We start from the raw sequence: 15,342 nt of genomic DNA, 5'->3' as shown, positions 1-15,342 counted from the left end.
CTATGCTGCGGGCCGGATTTCCCCTGCGATCTATGTGGACGTATCAATGGATTTAGTGAACATCGGGTTAGTCGTTGCCGGGTTGGTGGTGGGTTTTATCGTCGGCATGACTGGCGTCGGTGGCGGGTCATTGATGACCCCGATCCTGCTGTGGTTCGGCATCAATCCCGCAACGGCCGTCGGCACCGATCTGCTGTACGCGGCCATCACCAAATCCAGTGGCGTGCTGGTTCACAGGAAGAACAACAACATCGACTGGGCCATTACCGGTTGGCTGACGCTGGGCAGTGTGCCGGCAGTGGCGCTGACGTTGTGGTTCCTCAGTAGTTTGCACAGCTCGCCCGATGCGATGAATGCGATCATCAAACAGGCCCTGGGCTTCGTTTTGTTCGCCACGGCGCTGGCCATTCTGTTCAAGAAACGCCTGCTCGATTTCGCTCACAAACGCGCCGGTGGCAACTACAACCCCAGTGGCACGCGTCTGAATGTCCTGACAGTCATCACAGGCCTGGTCCTTGGCACCATGGTCGCGCTGACGTCCATTGGCGCCGGCGCCTTGGGCACCGTGGCGTTGTTCATTCTCTACCCGCTGCTGCCGACCCGTCGTCTGGTGGGGACGGAAATCGCACACGCCGTACCCCTGACCCTGGTTGCAGGCCTGGGTCATGCAAGCATGGGCAACATGGACTGGCACGTGCTCGGTTACCTGCTGATCGGCTCGTTGCCGGGAATCTACCTGGGCAGCCACTTGACCGGGCGCATCTCCGATGAACTGTTGCGTCCGTGCCTGGCGACCATGCTGGTATTGATCGGTTACAAATTGGCGTTCTGATTCAGCCCTGGCCCAGCCTGTTGCGCAATGACCGCCCTGACCTAAGCTTGGGGCAAGACGCAGCACAAATTGCGGTATGTCACCTGGAACAATCGCCGCGATGCGCAATCATTAGAGCGTGGATATCAAAAGGAGATGCGCATGCTCATCAGGTCACTGACCCTGGCTACTTTACTGGCGTTTACCGGCACCTTGTTCGCCGCCGATGGCGATTCACCACTGGATATCGAAAAGGGCAGGAACCGCTCCCTGATTGTCATCGCACCCAGCACGGTGGATCCGACCTGGGTCAGCCTTAAAAAGGCATTGGAGGAGCCTGCGAACAAGCAGGGATTCTCCGAACGCAAGCTGGTGCTGTATTCGGTGATCAACACGATGGGCCAGCGTGACGGTAAAGACCTCGACCCGCAGACGACGATGGCACTGATCCGTGCCCTGAAGCTGGGAGCAGGTGCGCAGACCAAAGTCATTCTGGTGGGCAAGGATGGCGAGAAGAAACTGGATCATTCCGGCGCAATCGAACTGACGGAAATTTTCAGCACTGTCGATCAGTTACCGGCGGCGGAAAAAGAAGCCGTGCCGCCACCGGTGGTGACACCGCCCGCCGAGGCCGAACCGGCCAAGGGTACCAAGGGCGCAAAAAACGGCAAAGCGACCAAGACCGCCAAGCCGCCGCAAATGCCGGATGATTGATCCGACATGGAATTTTGCTGGTGAGAAAGGCGCTGGCGGATCTGGTCTTGAAAAAGATCAGTCGCCCAGCGCAGTCAACAGGGTGTGAGCAATCCTGATCCGCTCTGCAATGGGATAGTTCTTGTTGGCCAGGATCACGATACCAATGTCCCTGGACGGCACAAATGCGACGTAAGCCCCGAATCCACCCGTCGATCCGGTTTTGTTGATCAGCACATTGTCCGCTTGCGCTTGTGGCGGGTTCAGCCACTGAACCTTGTGCGCCTCCATGGCCATCTGCGTCGAGTTGCCAGCCAATAACCGATCCAGTGTTACCGGATAGTGATACAGCTCCCAACCCAGTCCCTGAGTCATGTCACCGACGGTGTAATAACCGTTGCGGGTCAGTTCGATGGCTCGCTGCATGGGTATTTCCAGGTTCGCCGGATGCATGTTTGCTTCGACATAGCGAATCAAGTCCGCCGCACTGGTTTTGATCCCGTAAGCCTCGGCATCCAGTGCCCCCGGCCCGACTCGTACCGGTTTGTCATCCTTGTTGTAGCCCTGGGCGTAGAGCGCCATCTGCGCCTGCGGCACCTTGAGGAAAGTGTGCTGCAAACCGAGTTTGGGCAGCAGGGTGTTTTCCATCAGCGCATCAAACGGTTGCCCCATGCTTTGCGCGGCAAGATAACCGAACAGGCCGAGGCTGGGGTTTGAGTATTGGCGATGGCTGCCGGCGGGGTAGAGCGGCTTCCACTGTTTGTAGTAGCCGAACATCTTGTCCGGCGCATCGGCATCCTGGGGGAATTGCAGCGGCAGGCCACCGGCGCTGTAGGTGCCCAGTTGCAACACACTGATGTTGTCGAATGCACTGCCGCGCAAGGCCGGCAGTACCTGGCTGGCTTTATCGGACAATGACAGCTTGCCGCTGGCCTGGGCGTAGGCGGCGAGGGTGGCGGTGAATGTTTTGCTGACCGAGCCGATCTCGAACAGGGTGTATGGCGTGACAGGCTTGCCGGTTTCCCGGGAGGCCACTCCATAATTGAAATAAAGCGCTTTGCCGTGCAGGGTGACAGCCACCGCCATCCCGGCGATGCCATGGTCGCGCATGACCGGGCGTACCGCGTCGTTCACCAGGGTCTCTATCGGTTGCTCGGCGAAACAATGGGTTGCCCCAATCAGCGCGATGCCAGCCGCCAGGCGAGTGATTGTGGAGAGTCTGATTTTGCCCGTCATTGGCTTTGCTCCATGATTTCAGAGGAGCCAAATCTAGACAATTTACTGATGATCGACAAACGACGTCATCGCTTACTGCACAGAACAAACATGTCGTTACCATCATCGAACAGGTAACGGGTCGCGGACAACGGCCGCATCCAGTAACTCAGGCTACCGTCCGAGCGGAAAATGAACATGCCCAGTGTGCCCGACAATTCAGGCGCCGTACTGTCCGCTTCGCCTCTGGCGCTACTCTCGACATTGAGCTGCAAGCGGTGCCCCTGTTGTTGCACGCGAAAGGCACTGTTGCGACGGATAGTGCCGAGTTCAGCCCCTGAGTCGGCATCGATCAGTTGCGCCACCAGGCGCATATGACTGACGCCGGTGGGCCTCAGGTCCAGTCGATAGCGTGTGGTCATCCACGCAGGACGCTGTTGCGACGACACCTGGTGAGCCCCTTCTCCGTTGCACCAAAGGTCCGGGCCGGAGGTTTGCCTTCCAACGAGGTGTGCCAGTCCCACTCCCAATAGACCAGCCAGCACGAAGGCCAGGCACCAGGCTGCATTTTCCGCGCGTCTAGTCATGTTGTTGTACCCCAATGCAGCGACTGCTGGACGCTTCCATCTCACCGTCGCAGAGAATCTGATCTGCACCACGACGGGACGGCAACAGGTACAAATGCAGATTTTGCGTCGCAACACCAAGCAGCCCCGCCAGTTTTCGACTGTGCCGGACCATCGGTTCCAGCTCTGCAGCCTCCAGCGGCGGCACTTCTTGAGCTGGCAGATGCACCTGCACATCATCAATGGTGACGGGAGCGTTGAACGTTGGCAGCACCACTTCTTGCGAAGGTGCCAGCCAGATTTTGCCTAGCATGAAGGCACCGATTGCCCAAAGGGGTAAGGCCAGCCACAGATACCATCGCCTTGGACGCGCTGTCGCAAGCACCGGTTGCTGCGTTGGCGCAGGTTGCTCCGAAGCTGGAATGTTGATGAGTGATGGATGCCCGACTTCTTCGTCTTGGGCCTCAGCCATGGGCAATACAGTAAGCGCTTCAGGGTGGGGTACTTCACTGCCGGCGCCAGCCGCCGTTTTTTGCGCTGTGGTCAACTCATCGACCCGCACGCCATCGGCGAGCTTGTAACCTATACGAGGCAAGGTCTGGATGAACTCCCGATCCGGTTGCAGTTTCTCAAGCGCCACGCGCAACTGCCGGACAACCTGGGCCAGGCTGTTGTCGGTCACTTCCAGGCCGTATTGCCCCCATGCCCCGGCCATCAGTTCACGCTTGCGCACCACAGCGCCCTCGGACCTGAGAATCATGGCCAGGCATCGACTGGCAATTGCCCCCAGGCGCAAAGGCTCCTCATCCGTGGCGTCCACGCGAAACAACAGGAAGTTACTCTCGTCGAACACCAAGTGTTCATCAATCAGCAGTTGGCCCATGGCACCCTTTCGTATGTGGCAGGAAGGCAGGTCGGGTGTGTGTCGCCGACCTCTAGAGTTAAGCGTCCATTCCCAGCTTTAGCCAACATATCGGTTGATCGGGTGTGCAAATCGCTGCTGCAGGGTGGTGATCATTGAAGCAGTCCGGGATACGAGCACCATCGAGGCTCGCGTTCAGACGTACGCAACCTGCGCAGAATCCGCCAGGGGCTCGCTGATATAGCGGTCACGGCCTTGCTGCTTGGCTTGATAAAGCAGTTTGTCGGCGCGCACCAGCAAGTTCTGAAGGCTATCCCCGTGACCATGCCAGGCGCTTACACCTATGCTGCAGGTGATGCCGAAGCACTTGCCGTTATAGTCCACCGTCGAGCTGCGCAGCACTTGCAGCAGACGCCGGGCCATCTGTTGCGCGCCGCTCAGGTCGGTGTCGGGCAACACCACGAGAAATTCCTCACCGCCGATGCGGGCGACCAGATCCGGTTGCCGCACCGTTTCACGGAGCAACTGCGCGAAAAACTTCAGCACTTGGTCTCCGCCGTCGTGGCCGTAGGTATCGTTGACCTGTTTGAAGTGGTCGATGTCCATCATCAATACACACAACGGCCCGGGCTTGCGCGTGGCGCGTGCCAATTCGGTTTCAGCCAGCGCCATCGCCGCCCGCCGGTTGTACAGGCCGGTGAGAAAGTCGTGGGAGGCTTCACGATGTTGCACCACAATGGCATCGATCAGGTGCGCCACCAGCCAGTTGATCAGCAGCAGACAGACAACTACTCCGGCCGCCAGCAACAACCATTGGCCGTTCAGAATGAGGAACTGCGAGAGGAAATTCGGCGCCAGCGGTTCACTGTAGATGCGCATTTGCAGTTCTCGGTGCAGATTCGCATATTGCCGCAAGAAGCGCTCTTCGCCTTGCACCTGGTCAGGCAGCGAGGTCGGCCAGCCAGTGCCGGTGACAGGTAAATAGATTGCTTTGCCGGCGTTGAAACGAATGTCGAAGTACAAGGTTGGCCCCATACCCTGGTTCAACGCAACATGCACGACAAGCCCTTCGGAAACCGCCGATCCCAACGCCAGAGGCTGCAGCAGCGGAGGTGGGTTCAAGCGGGTCTGCGTTTGCTGTATCACTGCGTAACGCTTATCGCAGGTATAGCCCAGGAGTTGTCCGCTGGTCATGTGCAAACTGCCCCCGCTGACTTTCATGCGTGGCGCGTGCGGCTTGGGTAAAGGTGCCAGTTGGTGAATCGGTACTCGCAAAGTGTGTTGTGACAGCCCGTCGACATCCGCCGCCTGGGTCTTATTGAATCGCTGCTGCCCGGCAATGAACTCGTCTGACAGGCATCCCTGCGGAGGCGGATTTGCCAGCAGCAGTGATTGTTGCAACTTGTGGGTCTGCAGATTGCTCAGCAGGTCGGAGTAACCCCTGGCGCTTCGTTGAGCCAACAGTGCCTGCTGGCTCTCCAGCAGCATGATTTGTTGGCGTTGATAGCGATCGACCACGGCAACCACGGTAAGTATCGATAGAACGGCCACTGTTATCCAGCAAATACGCTTGATCACCTGCGCGTGCTTGACGACCCAACTCATGATCTTTACTCCGGTCTGATTGCTGACACCGCTGTCTTGACTCTGCCGTCACTCACCCGCCGTTAGCCGGCCTTGTCCTCAAGGGGCTCCTCGTCAGTGGTGTCGGCATAGCGTTCGGCAATCTGCTCAAACTGTTTTTCCAGGGTGATGAAGGCTGCTACCACCTCCGGATCAAAATGTTGCCCGGCCCCGTCGCGGATGATCGCCGCTGCGGTCTGGTGGCTCATTTGCGATTTGTAGACCCGTCGACTGATGACCGCGTCGTAGACATCGGCGACCGCCATCAGGCGGGCGCTGACGGGAATGGCATCACCGGCAAGGCCACTGGGGTAGCCGCTGCCGTCCCACTTTTCGTGGTGGCACAGGGCGATCTCCTTGGCGATTCGCAGAAAAGGCACTTGCGCGCCCAACAGCTCCTCGGCATGGACCAGGGCCTGATAACCCAACCGGGCGTGGCTCTTCATGATCTCGTATTCGGCTGGCTCGAAGCGCCCCGGCTTGAGCAGGATATGGTCGGCAATCCCGACCTTGCCGATATCGTGCAGTGGCGCCGACTTGAACATCAGTTCAATGCTCTCGTCATCAAGATGTGCACTGAATCGCGGGTGATCGCGCAGTTCTTGCGCCAGTATCCGCACGTAATGCTGCGTGCGGCGCAGGTGGTTGCCGGTCTCGTTGTCCCGAGTCTCGGCCAGCGAGGCGAGGGCCAGGATGGTCACGTCATGGGTGGCTTGCAGCTCCCGGGTTCGCGCCATCACTTGCTCATCGAGATAGGCATTGTGCGAACGCAACAGGTCCGTTGTCGCCTTCAGGCGCAACTGTGTCTGCACCCGCGCCAGCAGGATAGGCGGGTTGATCGGTTTGAACAGGTAGTCGGTGGCGCCGAGCTCGAAACCCAGGCACTCATCTTCGTGGTGATTCCTGGCGCTTAGAAACAGGACCGGTACTTCACGTGTGTTCGGATCAGCCTTGAGTCTACGACAGACTTCATGGCCATCCATGTCGGGCATCATCACATCCAGCAGTATCAGATCAGGGATCGTGCGTTGTACGACCTGCAGGGCCTGGGCACCGCTGATGGCGATCTTGACGTGATAAAGCTCACTTAGCATCTCACTGATCAGCCGCAGGTTGGCCGGCATATCGTCGACCACCAGCACGGTGGGTGTATGGATCGAACTGTTCAACTGGACTTCCTCGTGACGAGGTCACAGATGTGTCAGTAAAGCAGCGGGGGCAATAGCTGCTGCGTGAACGCGACGCAAAGATCAACGGACATCGCCTCTGCCAACTGACTGCAGTAACGCATGCCCTCCATGAATCTGCTCTGAAATGGGCTGGAGCCTGATGGCCGGGTTGTGAAAAACGCTTAAAACTTCTGAACAGCGATACTTTCACTGTTTATCGCACCCGTTCCACAGGCCAGCAGGGCCTCGTTGAGACAAACCTGCGCCTGCTCGAAATCGAAACGCTGCACAGCGCTTTCCAGGGGCTGGTAGTGTTTTGCGAACGCGTCCCGCAGCAAGGCGGCATGGGAGGAAAAACAGGGCACGGCCTGCGCATCGAAATCGCCCAGCAACTCGTCGAGTTGTCGGCAGATGCGTTGCAACTCGACAAAATCCACGACTATCGGTGCAGTCTCCACTTCACCGGGAAGTTTCTCCTGCAGTTGCTCCAGCACAGCCATCAAGGGTTCAGACAACGCCTGCAGACAGGTTTGCAGCTCTTCCTGCGGACTCTTTGCGCGCAGTGACTGCTCCAGTTGATTGGCCGCTTGCGCGACGGCATCAGCACCGATGGTCGCTGACGCGCCTTTGCAGCTATGGGCCAACAGTTCGGCTCTATCCCGTTCGCCCGCCGCAAGGGCCGCGCCCAGTTGTTCGAGCAAGTCGCTCTGGTCTGTCAGGTAGCTGCGCAGCAAGTCCGTATACAGGTTATGCCGACCCATTGTCCGGCGCAGTCCGGCGTCCATGTCTACACCTTCGAGTTCCAGGCACGCATGCGCGCGGTGCACCTGTGTTGGAGCATCCACCTCCAGGGAGAGCTTGTCTCGGGCCTGTGGCCCGGTTTGCCAGCGCCGCAACACCGCATAGAGCGTCTGCGGCTCGAAGGGCTTGCTGATAAAGTCATTCATGCCCGCGGCCAGACAGGCGTCATGATCATCTTTGCCGGCATTGGCGGTCATCGCGATGACGGGCAGTGTGCCGAGCCCGGGCAGCTGACGCAGCAGGCGGGTGGCGGCCAGGCCATCGAGCACCGGCATCTGCATATCCATGAACACCAGGTCATAGCGCTCGCCGGCCAACAGGTTCAACGCCTGACTGCCATCAGCCGCGATATCTACCTGACAACCTGCCGCCTGCAGGATTTCGGCGGCCACCTGCTGGTTCAATTTGTTGTCCTCGACCAGCAAAACACGAGTCCCCTCGGTCACTCGCCAATCTTTGAGAGGGTCTGTGGCATACGAGCCTTCAATGAACGTGTCGCCGGCCAGCAGCAGGCGAACCTCAAACCAGAAGGTGCTTCCTTCACCCGGCACGCTCTGCACACCCACTTGGCCATCCATCAGTTCGGCCAGTTGTCTGGCGATTGCCAGCCCGAGCCCCGTGCCGCCAAAGCGCCTTGTGGTGGAGGTATCAGCCTGCACAAAGCTCTGGAATATGTGTGGCAATTGCTCGGCACAGAGCCCTATGCCGCTGTCGGTGACACTGAAGCAAAGCAAGGCGTCACCCGGGCCGGCCTGACGCAGGCTGACCTGCACCCGGATCTGCCCACGTTCGGTGAATTTAACCGCATTACTAAGGTAGTTCAGCAGTATTTGCCGCAAACGCAGCGGATCGCCACATAGCCGTTCCGGCACATCTGCGTCGACATGCAGCCGCATATCCAGGCCTTTATCGGCAATACGCGGACGTACCTGGTCCAGCGCTTCTTCCAGCAACCGGGCCAGGCTGAAATCGCGGGCCTCCAGTTGCAGCTTTCCGGCCTCGGCCTTGGAGAAATCCAGAATGTCGTTAATGACACCGAGCAAATGCCGGCTGGAGCTTTGTACCTTGTTCAGGTAGTCGCGCTGGCGTTCGCTCAACTGCGTTTTCAGGGTCAGGTAGGTCATGCCGATGATGGCGTTCATCGGCGTGCGGATCTCGTGGCTCATGTTGGCGAGGAATTCGGCTTTGGTCCGAGCGCTTTCCTCGGCCAGCTGCCGCGCCTGCTGCATCTCTTGGGCCGCCGCTTGCTGGGCGGAAATATCTTCGATGATCCAGATCGAGCCACGGGACAGGTCGCCGGGGCTGATGGCCCTTGCACTCATGCTTGCCCAGAAACGGCTGGAGTCCTGGCGGCAAAGTTGCAAACGCTGCTGAAAGATGTCGCCACGGTTCAACGTCTCGCGCACCTGCGCCTCGAACGAGATCATCATCTGTGCCGGCATGACGTGCTCCAGCCAGATCAGCGGGGAGCGCTGAAGCTGTTCGCCAACGGCGTAGCCGAGCAGTTCGTCCAGCCGCGAGTTGGCCTGGGCGATGAGCATGCCTCGCACCAGGGCAATGCCATAGGGCGCCGAGTTAACGATGGCCTCCTGCTGTTCGTGTGCTTCACGCAGCCTGCGCTCTTCAGCTTTGCGCTGGCTGAGATCGCGAAACGCAACGCACAGACATTGCCCTCGATTCTGTCGCGCCGGCAGCAGACACAGGCGCAATTCGGCCGGGAACTCGCTACCGTCAGCGCGACGGGCAATCAGCTCGAGCGTGCCGAGCGTCTTTTTCTGCCGCACACGTTCGAGCAGGTGTTCAATGACTTCAAACTGGCTGTCCGGTACCAGTGCCCGGTAGCTCAAGCCAAGCAGGCTGCCGGGGGCATAACCAAAGGTCGCTTCGCTCTGCTGGTTAGCCAGGATCACCCCTTGTTCGTCGAACACCAGCAGCGCTTTGGGGGCAAACTCGACGATGCTGCGATACCAGCTCTCGGTGGTTTCCAGGGACTGCTGGCGTTGTTGCAGTTTCACCGCCTGGGATTCCAGTTGCCGGGCCTGCAGGTGAGCCTGTTGCAACAATTGCTGATTGTGAATGCGTTGATCCAGCAAGCTCAGGAGCGTACCGAGTCGGTTGGGCAAGCTGTCGAGAAACTTCAGCTGGGCGGGATCCGGGCGGTTGGCGAAGTCGATTTCAAGGCTGGCCAGCTGCTGGCCTTCCTGCAGCAGTGGCAGACTGTAGTGCACTTGGCCCGTACGCGCCCCAGAGGGTTCTGCGTCGAACAGCAACGTCGTCCGGCAACCCAGGCATTCACCCAGTTTGTGCTGCAGCGTCGCCGCAAAGGCCTCCCGACTGGTGCATAACTGCAACGCTTGCATCAGCTCGCCGAGGAGTTCTTTTACCCAGTGCTGTCGGCGCAGTTTTTCATTGACGTCCACATAGGCATCGATTGCCTCGGCCAGGGTCACGACTTCAGCGAGCCCCTTTCGCTGCTCCGGCTGCCCAGGATCTTCACCAGCGTGCAGGCGGCGCATGCGTTCGGCAAGACTCAGCAGGGGAGTCACCAGCTGCCGACGCAGGATGACCAAAAACGCCAGCAGACCCGCCCCCAGGGTAATCAACTGCATCAGGACATTGATTTGGCTGGCCCACTGCGCTTTTTTGCGAGCCGCAACGAAGTCACTATTGAAACGCAGGGTAATTGAGCTGGTCAGTTGATCCAGCGCGACAGCAAAACCCCACTCGGAATTGACGTAAGTGGTGCTGGCAAGCAATGACGGCCCCCTCGTGCCGTGAAAGCTCTGTTTCATTGCCATGCGTTCCATGCTCGTCTGCCTGGTATCCATGGTCTCGACCAAATCCAGCAGTTTTTGCTCTGAGTCGTTCAGGCCAATCGCGCGCAAATCCAGAGTGATGCCGTGGAATGTCCGGCCTTTCTGCCATTTTTCGTTGTATTGGCTCAGAAACAATTCATCGCCGGTGCCTACATAAAGACGGGCGAGGTGCGTCATTTCACGGTTGAGGGTGGCCATCCGCGAGACGCCAACGATCGTCTGGTGACGTCGATCCGTGGCTTGCGCAGCCTGCTCACCAAAGTATTCATCCAGCGCCAGGGTCATCAGGCAGGCAACCAAGGCCATGCCAAACCCCACTGAAATGAGTTTGCTCAGACGTACCAGGCTCATGGGCTCTCCCGCGACAATCGCCCCGAACACTTATCGGCAGCTTGAATGTGCAGTAAACCGCCGCGCCAAGGCCCGTGCTGTGAAAAACATCCTGTCCAGGCAATTCGACTCGATGAAAAACCCTGAAAAAATATGTGGTGCATCCTGTATGCGGCGCCTGCGGTGGCGGGGGCGTTATAGGCCGGTGTTGATCTGAATCTATGCTTGAAGAACAAACGGATGGCACTCGCGCGAACCGTGGCGGACTAAGCATCAGGGCGTTGCGTTTTACGTCCGGGTGTACTGACATGGATCGGATATGAGTAAAGAGACGCTACAAGACAAATCATTGATGGTATTGCTGACACTGGTGAGCGTTGCATTTGTCTGGATTCTGCTGCCGTTCTACGGCGCGGTGTTCTGGGCGGTCATTCTCGGCATTCTCTTTGCGCCCTTGCAGCATCGGTTGCAGCTGAAATTCGGCTGGGAGCGCAACCTGACGTCGCTGTGCACCCTGAGCATATGTCTGGTGATCGCAATCCTGCCGGTGATTACCATCAGCACCTTGCTGGTGCAGGAAGGCGCGGCGCTGTACAAGCGCATCGAGAGCGGCGAGCTGGACATTGCCGGCTATGTGGCGCAGTTCAAGCACAGCCTGCCGGCATACTTCCAGAATTTGCTCGACCGGTTCGGCATAGGTGAGCTGAATGGGTTGCGGGAGAAAATCGTCAAAAGCGCGATGACCGGCGGGCAGGTCCTGGCCTCCCGGGCGTTCAGTTTTGGCCAGGGTACATTCGAGTTCATCGTCAGCTTTTTCATCATGCTCTACATGCTGTTCTTCTTCCTGCGCGATGGCTCTGAGCTCGCGCGCAAGGTGCGGGCCGCCGTACCACTGGAAGATCAGCAGAAACGTCGTCTGCAGCTCAAGTTCAATCGGGTGGTGCGGGCCACGGTGAAGGGCAACCTGTTGGTCGCTGTCACGCAGGGTGCATTGGGCGGGCTGATTTTCTGGGTGCTCGATATCCCCAGCGTGTTGCTCTGGGCGGTACTGATGGCGTTCCTGTCGTTGCTGCCAGCGGTGGGTGCGGGGATCGTCTGGGCACCCGTGGCGGCGTTTTTCCTGCTGAGCGGGGCGATCTGGCAAGGGGTCGTGCTGACCTTGTTCGGGATCTTCGTGATTGGCCTGGTGGATAACCTGCTGCGCCCGATCCTGGTGGGCAAGGACACCAAGATGCCCGACTACATGATTTTGATCTCGACCTTGGGTGGCCTGGCGGTTTTCGGTCTCAACGGCTTTGTCATCGGCCCATTGATTGCGGCCCTGTTCATGTCGAGCTGGGCCATTTTCATCGAAACCAAACCGCGGGTGCAGTTGCCTTAAGCACTGAGTTTGCCGGACTGGCCTGTGCCAATGCGTTGCGACAGTGCCCGGGCGGCGGGCAGCGAGGTCAGCGGACCACTGATTGGCTCGCCATCCTGAACCAGATACCAGCAGGCGAGCATGCCCAGGTTTCTGAGTTGTGCGGGAACCGCGCTACCGATAACGGACATGATCTGGACTTGAGACATCATAGGTACCTCCATCAATCTGTGGAGTTACCTTAAGGCCCCGGCGCTCTCACCGAAAATCAACGTTTTCAATAGTGGTCATTGACGCCAGTGAGGGTAAAAGACCGGCTGTCGATCAGTTGACGACCTGATCGAGCATTTGCACCACTTCCTGCTCGTTGAGCAGGCCTTTGCGCACCAGGTTTTGCGTCAGCAGCGAAAGAAATTTGGCGCTGCGATGGCCTTCCAGGTGCTTGAGTTCGGTCAGTGTGTCATAGACCTTGCTGGAGGTGCACAGGCCGGCGTTGCGGTGCGGGTTTTGGGTTGGCATGGGGTCGTCCTTGTTTTTATTGACCTGTTATCAACGGACAGATCCGAGCTTGCGGATCTTTTGTGACATTAATATGACCGTTTGTGACGCGGGCCAAAAGAGTGATCAATTATTCTTGCCAACCAGCACCCCGGGCATTGTCCCGATAGCGACCTTGACGAGATGGATCCAGACTTCTGGCGACGAACGGGAATAAAAGCCCCGCTCTCAACACGTAATGCTGTTCACTTTAGGTTGGAGGGCTCCAGGTGGATATTTGGATTAGGTGTATATCCATTTCTGCGGTAACGGCCACCTATGGTTTCGCTCTTACAGCGAGTCACTTGGAAAAGCCCCAAGTAACCAAGGGCTCTTGCCCCTGACGTTCGGTGCCTCGCCTAGGCTCGGCATGCCCTCGCTCCGGTCCTGCTCCGTGGGCCCGCCGCGATGGGCCATCCTTGGCCCAGCGCGGCTAACCCGGCATCCATGCCGGGTTGCCCACTGCGCAGAACCTCCACTCGGCCTCTCGAGGGGGCAAGAAAATCAAAAGCCAAAGCCAAAGCGAGGCACCGAGTGGTGGGGCAAGAGCCTTTTGGTTACTTTTGGGCTCTTCCAAAAGTGACTCGCTGTAAGAGCGAAACCATAGGTGGCCGTTACCGCAGCAATGGATATCCCCCCAATCCAGTTCTTAACAACACCATGCTTAAGTGAACAGCATTACGCTCTCAACACGGGGCTTGATGATGCGTTACCAGCGACCGTAATGGGCGCGATAGTAACCACGGGGCGGGCCGTAATAACCTCTGGGTGGTCCGTAATAACCACGGGGTGGCCCGTAATATATTGGCGGCGGAGCGTAGTAGACCGGTTGTTGCACGTAGATCGGTGCCGGCTGGTAATAAACCGGTGGGGGAGGCTGGTAGTAGACCTGTGGCGGTGGGGCGTAGACCGGCTGCGGCGCCACATAGACCGGCCGGTTGGCGTTGATCAGGGCTGAGCCAACGATGGCAGTACCGACGATCGCTCCGAACACCGCCGCATCATTACCGCCGCCATGGGCTTGCGCCTGTCCTGCGACGGCGAGTGCGCCGATCAGCAAGGCTACAGTGGGGATTCGACTGATCATGATGGTTCCTCGATCTGCGACCCGGCGCTTGTGTCTGCAACAGACCCAAGGAATGTCGCGGGGATACTACTAAGACAGCTTTTTTTCGAAATTCAGCACAGCCATTGGGTAAATTTTGTGTAAGGTCTGGACCGACTTTCTGACCGGTGTGTGCCGGTTCGCACAGGCAGGTCAATATCATCGAACAGAACTCGATGGGCTGGCTAATCCCGTCCATCCGAAAGTGCTTTTGAAGGAGCTTTGCATGCAGATGAACCCCAACAAAGACACCCAGCTGTGCATGTCCCTGTCGGCACGTCCCGGGAACTTTGGCCTGCGTTTCCACAATCATCTGTATGAGCAGTTGGGCCTGAACTTCTATTACAAAGCGTTCGCCAGCCACGACCTGCCGGGTGCTGTCGCCGGTATCCGCGCCCTGCGTATTCGTGGCTGCGGCGTGTCGATGCCGTTCAAGGAAGCCAGCATCGCCCTGGTCGATGAGCTGGATGCATCGGCTGCGGCGATTCAGTCGATCAACACCATCGTCAATACCGATGACCATCTCAAGGCCTACAACACTGACTACATCGCCGTTGCGCAGTTGCTGCAAACCCATGAAGTACCCAAGGATTCGACCTTTGCCCTGCGCGGCAGTGGTGGCATGGCCAAGGCGGTGGCCAGTGCCTTGCGTGATGGCGGCTACAGCAATGGTCTGATCGTGGCCCGTAACGAGGGTGCCGGGCGGGCGCTGGCAGACTCGTTGGGGTATCGGTGGCAAGCCGAGTTGGGTGAGCAGCGTCCGCAGATGCTGATCAACGTGACCCCGGTAGGCATGGACGGCGGACCGGAAGCCGGCCAGTTGGCGTTCGAGGCTGACGTAATCGCACATGCCGAGACTGTCTTTGATGTGGTGGCGATCCCCTCGGAAACACCGCTGATCGTGCAGGCTCGCGCCGCAGGCAAGCGGGTGATCACCGGGCTGGAAGTGATCGCGATCCAGGCGCTTGAGCAGTTTGTGCTCTACACCGGCGTGCGGCCGACAGACGAACAGTTCCAAAAAGCCGTGGCGTTTGCCCGTGGTTGAGGGCTTGGCGGCTTATTGAGCGTGCCGACGCCATCGCGGGCAAGCGCGCTCCCACAAGTTCCGGGCTGGATTGCACATCTGTGATCCAGCCAAGTCAACTGTGGGAGGATTCTATGGCGGTTACACTCCTCCCATTCTGTAGGAGCGAGCATGCTCGCGATGGTCGTGAACGCTGACGCGGGAAGCCTGACACCCCCCGGCGTTCTCAGGTTTTTCGCGAGCATGCTCGCTCCTACAAGGGATCTGTGGCGGCCACAGGCCTCGCATTCGCAGAAGAGCAAACTGTAGGAGCGAGCATGCTCGCGATGGTCGTGAACGCTGACGCGGGAAGCCTGACACCCCCCGGCGTTCTCAGGTTTTTCGCGAGCATGCTCGCTCCTACAAGGGATCTGTGGCGGCCACAGGCCTC

Annotated in this window: 13 protein-coding genes; 4 read left to right on the top strand and 9 right to left on the bottom strand. The window is 58.6% G+C overall.

The genetic code is table 11. The annotated features are described in order from the left end of the window. The first annotated feature begins 46 nt into the window (after positions 1-46). A complete protein-coding gene (locus tag KW839_RS18030) occupies positions 47-832 on the top strand; it encodes a sulfite exporter TauE/SafE family protein (RefSeq protein WP_060541972.1) in 786 nt (261 codons plus the stop codon). A gap of 141 nt (positions 833-973) precedes the next feature. Then, positions 974-1,525, top strand: coding sequence for a DUF4174 domain-containing protein (locus KW839_RS18025; protein ID WP_060541973.1), 552 nt, complete (start codon positions 974-976; stop codon positions 1,523-1,525). Positions 1,526-1,582: 57 nt separating this feature from the next. On the opposite strand, the gene ampC is transcribed toward KW839_RS18025, so the two are convergent. From ampC to KW839_RS17995, 6 genes are all read right to left on the bottom strand, one after another. Beyond that, positions 1,583-2,740, bottom strand: coding sequence for a class C beta-lactamase (gene ampC, locus KW839_RS18020; RefSeq protein WP_218425078.1), 1,158 nt, complete (start codon positions 2,738-2,740; stop codon positions 1,583-1,585). Between the two features lie 65 nt (positions 2,741-2,805). Next, entirely contained in the window at positions 2,806-3,168 is a 363-nt protein-coding gene (locus KW839_RS18015; protein ID WP_156465508.1) for a hypothetical protein, read from the bottom strand. 130 nt (positions 3,169-3,298) lie between these two features. Beyond that, positions 3,299-4,168, bottom strand: coding sequence for a winged helix-turn-helix domain-containing protein (locus KW839_RS18010; RefSeq protein ID WP_218425077.1), 870 nt, complete (start codon positions 4,166-4,168; stop codon positions 3,299-3,301). Between the two features lie 174 nt (positions 4,169-4,342). Further along, the gene (locus KW839_RS18005; protein WP_060541977.1) at positions 4,343-5,752 is read right to left on the bottom strand and encodes a GGDEF domain-containing protein; all 1,410 of its coding nucleotides are present in this window, start codon (positions 5,750-5,752) and stop codon (positions 4,343-4,345) included. Positions 5,753-5,814: 62 nt separating this feature from the next. Continuing rightward, positions 5,815-6,939: a two-component system response regulator gene (locus KW839_RS18000; protein WP_256352720.1), complete on the bottom strand. Its 1,125-nt coding sequence runs from the start codon at positions 6,937-6,939 to the stop codon at positions 5,815-5,817. 182 nt (positions 6,940-7,121) lie between these two features. Beyond that, positions 7,122-10,907, bottom strand: coding sequence for a response regulator (locus tag KW839_RS17995; RefSeq protein WP_218425074.1), 3,786 nt, complete (start codon positions 10,905-10,907; stop codon positions 7,122-7,124). Positions 10,908-11,205: 298 nt separating this feature from the next. Here KW839_RS17995 and KW839_RS17990 point away from each other — a divergent pair, with 298 nt between their 5' ends. Beyond that, on the top strand, positions 11,206-12,267 hold the full coding sequence (locus KW839_RS17990) for an AI-2E family transporter (RefSeq protein ID WP_060541979.1): 1,062 nt from the start codon (positions 11,206-11,208) through the stop codon (positions 12,265-12,267). Here KW839_RS17990 and KW839_RS17985 read toward each other — a convergent pair. From KW839_RS17985 to KW839_RS17975, 3 genes are all read right to left on the bottom strand, one after another. Further along, on the bottom strand, positions 12,264-12,455 hold the full coding sequence (locus KW839_RS17985; protein ID WP_060541982.1) for a hypothetical protein: 192 nt from the start codon (positions 12,453-12,455) through the stop codon (positions 12,264-12,266). The two genes, KW839_RS17990 and KW839_RS17985, sit on opposite strands and share 4 nt — an antisense overlap. A 115-nt stretch (positions 12,456-12,570) precedes the next feature. After that, the gene (locus tag KW839_RS17980; RefSeq protein ID WP_060541980.1) at positions 12,571-12,765 is read right to left on the bottom strand and encodes a hypothetical protein; all 195 of its coding nucleotides are present in this window, start codon (positions 12,763-12,765) and stop codon (positions 12,571-12,573) included. 727 nt (positions 12,766-13,492) lie between these two features. Then, complete coding sequence (locus KW839_RS17975) at positions 13,493-13,870, bottom strand: hypothetical protein (protein WP_218425072.1); 378 nt, start codon at positions 13,868-13,870, stop codon at positions 13,493-13,495. 244 nt (positions 13,871-14,114) lie between these two features. Here KW839_RS17975 and KW839_RS17970 point away from each other — a divergent pair, with 244 nt between their 5' ends. After that, a complete protein-coding gene (locus KW839_RS17970; protein ID WP_218425070.1) occupies positions 14,115-14,933 on the top strand; it encodes a shikimate 5-dehydrogenase in 819 nt (272 codons plus the stop codon). Positions 14,934-15,342: the final 409 nt, after the last annotated feature.

This window comes from Pseudomonas sp. PDM31 (assembly GCF_019218965.1).
In the GTDB taxonomy this organism is placed as follows: domain Bacteria; phylum Pseudomonadota; class Gammaproteobacteria; order Pseudomonadales; family Pseudomonadaceae; genus Aquipseudomonas.
Note: the sequence above shows the minus strand (reverse complement) of the source record. Positions and strands in the feature narration are given on the sequence as shown.

Coding starts and splice junctions, on each gene's coding strand:
- KW839_RS18030 (WP_060541972.1), top strand. CDS start 47: ATGGATTTAGTGAACATCGGGTTAGTCGTTGCCGGGTTGGTGGTGGGT.
- KW839_RS18025 (WP_060541973.1), top strand. CDS start 974: ATGCTCATCAGGTCACTGACCCTGGCTACTTTACTGGCGTTTACCGGC.
- ampC (WP_218425078.1), bottom strand. CDS start 2,740: ATGACGGGCAAAATCAGACTCTCCACAATCACTCGCCTGGCGGCTGGC.
- KW839_RS18010 (WP_218425077.1), bottom strand. CDS start 4,168: ATGGGCCAACTGCTGATTGATGAACACTTGGTGTTCGACGAGAGTAAC.
- KW839_RS18005 (WP_060541977.1), bottom strand. CDS start 5,752: ATGAGTTGGGTCGTCAAGCACGCGCAGGTGATCAAGCGTATTTGCTGG.
- KW839_RS17995 (WP_218425074.1), bottom strand. CDS start 10,907: ATGAGCCTGGTACGTCTGAGCAAACTCATTTCAGTGGGGTTTGGCATG.
- KW839_RS17990 (WP_060541979.1), top strand. CDS start 11,206: ATGAGTAAAGAGACGCTACAAGACAAATCATTGATGGTATTGCTGACA.
- KW839_RS17985 (WP_060541982.1), bottom strand. CDS start 12,455: ATGTCTCAAGTCCAGATCATGTCCGTTATCGGTAGCGCGGTTCCCGCA.
- KW839_RS17980 (WP_060541980.1), bottom strand. CDS start 12,765: ATGCCAACCCAAAACCCGCACCGCAACGCCGGCCTGTGCACCTCCAGC.
- KW839_RS17975 (WP_218425072.1), bottom strand. CDS start 13,870: ATGATCAGTCGAATCCCCACTGTAGCCTTGCTGATCGGCGCACTCGCC.
- KW839_RS17970 (WP_218425070.1), top strand. CDS start 14,115: ATGCAGATGAACCCCAACAAAGACACCCAGCTGTGCATGTCCCTGTCG.